This window comes from Pseudomonas sp. NPDC088885 (genome assembly GCF_044750025.1).
Lineage (GTDB): Bacteria > Pseudomonadota > Gammaproteobacteria > Pseudomonadales > Pseudomonadaceae > Aquipseudomonas > Aquipseudomonas rustica.
Genome location: NZ_JBIVJB010000065.1, coordinates 20,633 through 27,081 on the forward strand (window position 1 = coordinate 20,633; position 6,449 = coordinate 27,081).

At 58.7% G+C, this 6,449-nt stretch carries 3 protein-coding genes; 1 reads left to right on the forward strand and 2 read right to left on the reverse strand.

Features of this window, described 5'->3' with window-relative positions; translation table 11 throughout:
* Positions 1–175: 175 nt before the first annotated feature.
* Both ACIP1X_RS20955 and morA read right to left on the reverse strand, forming a co-directional pair.
* Positions 176–682: a hypothetical protein gene (locus ACIP1X_RS20955; protein ID WP_400754799.1), complete on the reverse strand. Its 507-nt coding sequence runs from the start codon at positions 680–682 to the stop codon at positions 176–178.
* 181 nt (positions 683–863) lie between these two features.
* Positions 864–4,712 carry a cyclic di-GMP receptor MorA gene (gene morA, locus ACIP1X_RS20960; protein ID WP_159813577.1) on the reverse strand — a complete coding sequence of 1,283 codons (3,849 nt, stop codon included), beginning with the start codon at positions 4,710–4,712 and terminating at the stop codon, positions 864–866.
* 285 nt (positions 4,713–4,997) lie between these two features.
* On the opposite strand from morA, the gene ettA reads away from it, so the two are divergent.
* Positions 4,998–6,449 (forward strand): energy-dependent translational throttle protein EttA (gene ettA / locus ACIP1X_RS20965; protein WP_400754802.1); only part of this gene is annotated, 1,452 nt, incomplete at its 3' end.

Sequence of the window (6,449 nt, forward strand, 5' to 3'; positions counted from 1 at the left end):
TGGCGTTCATGACAGATGTGCGGTGCTTTTTCCGATCCTTTCGCGAGCAAACCGGACTTCATAATTGAACGCGGGGTCAACTATTGGACCGGGTCTGCTCGCGGAAGGATTTGTCGCCGCTACGATGATCACACGGTCTGATTTAATGCCTTAGTTGCAACTAATCAGGGCGTAGTCAAACTTCATCAGGGTATTCGACGTGGCCCGCGTTACGCTCAATTATGTTGACGGTGAACAGGGCCGTGGGTTTGTTGTTTTCGGACTTGAAGTAAATTTTTTTCTCCCGTTCGCCGTTTGCGTATCGCCCTCCATATTTGACATCCAGCGTCAGCGGGCGCTGGCCTTTGACGGCGATGGATGAAGTAATCGAGTCACTGTGCATGTCTTCCAGTGACATGCCGCCAATATCGAAGCGTGTTTCGTGTGCTTCAGAGGGCGAACTGATGGCCAACTCGCCGTGAGTGTTGAGATTGGCCAGTTGTACCACGCCGGGCTCGTCACGGACGTACAGGATGTAGGTTTCGTGCTCATGACGGAAATAGAAGAGGGTCGGATCCTTATCTGGATTGATGACCAACAGCTTGTAGCCTCCACGCTCGTTGCTAAAGACCCATTCAGTACAAACAGGGGCGCCTTCGCAACTGAGTGTTCCAATAAATGATTTCTGGCGATCCGTGCTCATTTTACAGTCCTGTTAAAGTGTGAGAGTTCCATGACGTGCAGTCATGTAATGAACTTAACATGGACGTTTATATTGCAAAGGCGTTAACTGTTTCTACTTGTGGGTTGAGCATTGAAGCGAGTGAAAAGCAGCGCAGATACGAGGTTTTTTAATATGTAAATCATGTTTACCGTTTATCAATCTAATCAAACATGAACAACGCATCGTTGCTGAACTGCGCTTCAAATCGACTGGCCGGCATCGGCCGTCCGAACAGATACCCCTGAACCTCATCGCAACCGTGCTCGCGCAAGAAATCCAGCTGCTCATGGGTTTCCACACCCTCTGCAATTACCGCCAGATTCAGGCTGTGCGCCATAGCAATGATCGCCCTGGCAATCTGCGCGTCCTGCTCGCCGGACGGCAAACCGTCGACAAACGTGCGGTCGATCTTCAGCACATCGATCGGGAACTGCTTGAGGTAGTTCAGCGATGAATAACCGGTGCCGAAGTCATCGACCGCAATGCTCAGGCCGAGGTTTTTCAATCCGGCGAGAATCTGCATCGCCTCGCTGACTTCGCGCATCAGAATACTTTCGGTCAGCTCCAGTTCCAGGCACGCCGGCGGCAGGCCGGTTTCGCGCAGGATCGTGGCGATCCGCGTACCGAGTTGGCCATCGGAGAACTGCCGCGCCGAAATGTTTACCGACACTTTTGGTACGCGCACACGGTTCTGGTGCCAGGTTTTCAATTGGCGGCAGGCCTCGCTGATCACCCAATCGCCAACGTCGACCACCAGACCGAGTTCTTCCAGCACCGGAATGAAATCCCCCGGCGGCACCAAGCCACGACGCGGGTGACGCCAGCGCAGCAGCGCTTCGGCGCCGGTCAGGCGTTTGCCGTCGCCGCTGAATTGCGGCTGGTAATACAGGACGAATTCGTCTTGTTCCAAGGCGTGGCGCAAATCGCTTTCCAGCTCCAGACGCTCCAGCGCACTGGCGTTCATGTCGGCCTGATAGAACTGGAAGTTGTTCTTGCCGCGTTCCTTGGCGTGGTACATCGCGGTGTCGGCGTTCTTCATCAACTGGCTGAGTTCGTTGCCATCCTGCGGACTCAGGGCGATGCCGATACTTGCGGTGACAAAAAACTCGCGGCCTTCCAGCACAAAAGGTCGCACCAGGCTGGCGAGAATCTGCTCGGCGACATGAATCGCCCGGTTCAGCGCCAGTTCACGGCTGGAGCGATGTTGCAGGAGCAAGGTGAATTCATCGCCGCCCATGCGCGCGACGGTGTCGTCGTTGTCGACGCAGGCCAACAGACGCGTGGCCATGTCTTTCAACATGCGGTCACCGGCAGCGTGACCGAGGGAGTCGTTGATCGGTTTGAAACGATCGAGGTCGAGGAACATCAGCACCACCCACGACTTCTGTCGTTCGGCCGATTGCAGCGCGGTGTGCAAGCGATCCTGGAACAGCGTGCGGTTCGGCAAGTGGGTCAGGGCGTCGTAATAAGCGAGGCGGTGGATGCGTTGTTCGCTGGCCTTGCGCTCGCTGATGTCGCTGAAGAAACACACGTAACTGGCCAGATCGCCTTCGTCGTCGAGCACCGCGGTGATGCCGACCCACGCCGGATAATGCTCGCCATTGCGGCGCTTCATCCAGACTTCGCCTTCCCATGTGCTGTGCTGATGCAACTGCTTGAGCACGTAACGCAGATGTGCGTCCTGCTGTTCGTCGACCGTGAGCATGTTTGGCAACTGGTCGAGCACTTCGCTGACCGCGTAACCGCTGACGCGACTGAACGCTTCGTTGGCCTGAACGATGTAACCGGCCGGGTCGGTGATCAGGATCGCCGAGGTCGAGTGTTCGAATACGGTGGCGGCCATGCGCAGGTCTTTTTCGGCGCGGCGCTGCTGACTGATGTCGCGACCGACCCCGAGCACGCCTTCAAAACCGCCATGCTCATCCCACACCAAGACCAGACGCAGTTCGATTGGAATCTTGCGGCCATCGGCGCGCAGACAGTCGAACAGGAACAATTGCGTCTGCACCTGACCGCGCAACAGCGCCAGTTGCTCGGGTTTATTCAGCGACTTGCTGACCCGATCCATCAGCGTGTAGATGCCGCTCAATTGCTGCGGGTTGGCAATGATCGATTGCCAGCCATTCTGGAAAATCCACTCGGCATCAAAGCCCAGCACAGCCTGCACCGACGGGCTGACGTAGTTCAGCGAGAGCTTGCTGTCGGTGGAGAAAATCACGTCGCTGATGCTTTCGGCGAGCATGCGATAACGCTGCTCACTGTCGCGCAGGGACTCACTGGCCTCAATTTGCTCGGTGATGTCCTTGGCCACGCCGATGATCCGCGTGACCTGATCATGCTTGTCGCGCGCCAGTGCCTGTTCGCGAATATCAAAGCGCCGCCAGTTGCCGTCGCGATGGCGGAAGCGCAGTTGGCATTGCAGCAATTGGCTGTAACCGGCATGGCGCTGGGATTGACGCGAGCGGTGGTAATAATCGGCGTCTTCCGGGTGCAGGAGGATTTCCCAGAAATACTCGCCCATCTGGTGCAGTTCGGTGCGGTTGTAGCCGAGGGTTTGCCCGAGGTGGTGGTTGCTGAAAATCATCCGCTGGCTGATCACGTCCTGCACATACAGATGATCCGGCACGGTGCGCACCACGTCCGACCAGAACCCTTCGCGCTCCAGCAACGACAGCTCGACCAGTTTGCGGCTGGTGATGTCGTTGATGCTGAGGATCACCGCCGTGTAATCGTGCTGCTCGGTCGGCAGGCGCAAGACCATCCACAGGTGTTGATCGCGGCCATTGATGTCCGCCAGTTTGATTTCCAGTTCCAGCTGCTTTTGCTGTTGCAGCACGGCGTCGAGGATTTGATTGCCGATCGCGCACTGACGGTGCGGATGACCGTCGATCAACAGTTGCCACGCTTGTTCGCAGGAATTGACGTTGAGAAGTTGCAACGCGACCTGGTTGACTTCGGTGACGCGCAACTCTTGTAGCAATTGCTGGCGCTGCGCCGGTTGGTCGAGCCAGGCTTTGAGCTGGTCGCTGGTCTGGATCTGCGCTTTCTCGAAAACCTGTTTCAGGCCAGAGAGATCCAATACACACAAGGCCACGCCGGTGCCTTCGAAAATATCCTGATAGCGCCGGCGACCTTCATGCAACTGGCGCTGACGGCGGCGCATGTTCAACAGCGCGATCACCGGCAGCAGCGAGAAAGCCAGACCGAGCAGGCATTTGCCGATAAACGCCGGGAGCAATTCTTCGAGCACGCGCTGACGGTCGAACAGACCGCGCAACTGCCAGTCGCTGCTGCTCAGCGGCACAGTCAGCACCGTGTCGGCCAGATCGTCAGGGGAAAGCACGCTGGGCTTGGCCGAGGGCAACGCTTTATCGCGACTGACGATCTGATGGTTGATGCGGTTTTCCACCAGCCACAACGGACGCAGACCGGTTTCACCCTGTTTGGTCAGCGAATCGAAAAACGTCGGTGTCAGGCGCAAGGCCCAATAACCGCGCGAACTGCCGCTGGCCTGATGCAGCAACAAATGCACCACCGAGCCGTCATCAGCGTTGCTGAAGTAGTGCGCCTGAGCACGACTGCGCCGAACCAGTTCGGTGAGGTAATCGGCGTCGTGACTGTCGGCGGCGCTGTCGCTGAGGATTCGCCCGGAAGGACTGAGCAACGCCATGCTGCGCAGATCCGGCAGCGATTGCTGAAGTTTGCGCAGCAGCGCCTGCTGTTCGTCGGCGGTTTGCGGTTGCTCGACGATCGGTAGCAGGTTGAGAGCGATTTGCGCGTTCAGCGCCATGTTCAGGCTGACTTGTGAAGCGAGGTCGGCGGTGTAATCGATGGTGTACTGGCGCTGGTTTTTCTGGGTCTCGCGCAGTTGATCGAGCAGTTGCCAGAACAGCAACGCCAGCAGCAACAGCACCAAAGTCGCCAGCGCACCCTTTAATGTCCCGCGCAGGGGTGAGCCGGGCGCCGGAGGGGTGCTGCTCACAGAGGCTGGCGGAGTGACATTGGACAAGCTGTAATCCTGCGGTCTGGCTGGACTGGCGCGACGTGCACTATAAGCCGGACGCCCAAAGGGCGGCTAGCATGCCTTGAGTTGTGGCGAAGTGCCAGCCCCGCTCGGCTGGACTGCCACTGGTCAATCAGGTAGCTTTGCCGGTTACGCGGGAGCGTTCCAGCTCCTAGACTCAGACTTTTTCAGCGCGCACGCATTGATAACCATCAAGTGAACGACGCGCATGGTCTGGCCGGGCATCGCCCGCGCTGCAATCATTCATCTGTCACTGACCCAAGGTTCTCCATGGCTCAATACGTCTTCACCATGCATCGGCTGGGCAAAGTTGTTCCGCCGAAGCGGGAAATCCTCAAAAACATTTCGCTGTCCTTCTTCCCCGGCGCCAAGATCGGCGTGCTCGGCCTCAACGGTTCGGGTAAGTCCACGCTGCTGAAAATCATGGCCGGCGTCGACACCGAGTTCGAAGGCGAAGCGCGCCCGATGCCGGAACTGAACATCGGTTATCTGCCGCAAGAGCCGCAACTTGACCCCACCAAGACCGTGCGTGAAGTGGTCGAGGAAGCGGTCAGCGTGATCAAGAACGCCCAGGCCCGCCTGGACGAGGTCTACGCGGCTTACGCTGAAGAAGATGCCGACTTCGACAAACTGGCGGCTGAACAGGCCAAGCTCGAAGCGATCCTGCAAGCCAGCGACGGTCACAACCTTGATCGCCAACTGGAAGTCGCTGCCGACGCACTGCGTCTGCCGGCGTGGGACGCCAAGGTCGAATTCCTCTCCGGTGGTGAAAAGCGTCGCGTGGCCCTGTGCCGCTTGCTGCTGTCCGCTCCGGACATGCTCCTGCTCGACGAACCAACCAACCACTTGGATGCCGATTCCGTTGCGTGGCTGGAGCATTTCCTACACGACTTCCCGGGCACCGTGGTTGCGATCACGCACGACCGTTACTTCCTCGACAACGTCGCTGGCTGGATTCTCGAACTCGACCGCGGCGCGGGCATTCCATACGAAGGCAACTACTCGGGTTGGCTCGAAGCCAAGTCCGATCGTCTGGCCGCTGAATCCAAGCAGCAGTCGGCGCACGAAAAAGCCATGAAGGAAGAACTGGAGTGGGTGCGCAAAGGCGCGAAAGCCCGCCAGTCGAAATCCAAGGCACGTCTGCAACGCTTCGAAGAAATGCAATCGCAGGAATTCCAGAAGCGCAGCGAAACCAACGAGATCTACATCCCGGCCGGCCCGCGTCTGGGCGACAAGGTCATCGAATTCAAGAACGTCACCAAGGGCTACGGCGATCGCGTGTTGATCGACAACCTTTCGTTCTCGATGCCGAAGGGCGCCATCGTCGGTGTGATCGGCGGTAACGGTGCCGGTAAATCGACCCTGTTCCGCATGCTGATGGGCAAGGAGCAGCCGGATTCGGGCAGCATCGAAGTCGGCGAAACCGTGCAACTGGCCTGCGTCGATCAGAGCCGCGACGACCTCGACGGCAGCAAGACTGTGTTCCAGCAGATTTCCGACGGTTCCGACCAGATCCGCATCGGCAACTACGAGATCCCGTCGCGCACCTACGTCGGTCGCTTCAACTTCAAGGGCGGCGATCAGCAGAAGTTCGTCAAGGATCTGTCCGGTGGTGGGCGCGGGCGTCGGCACCTCGCGCGGTCGCGGTGGGAGGGGGGGACGGTCGGGCGGGGGGGGGGGGGGGCGGGGGGGGGGGGGGGGGGGCGGCGGGGGGGGGGGGGG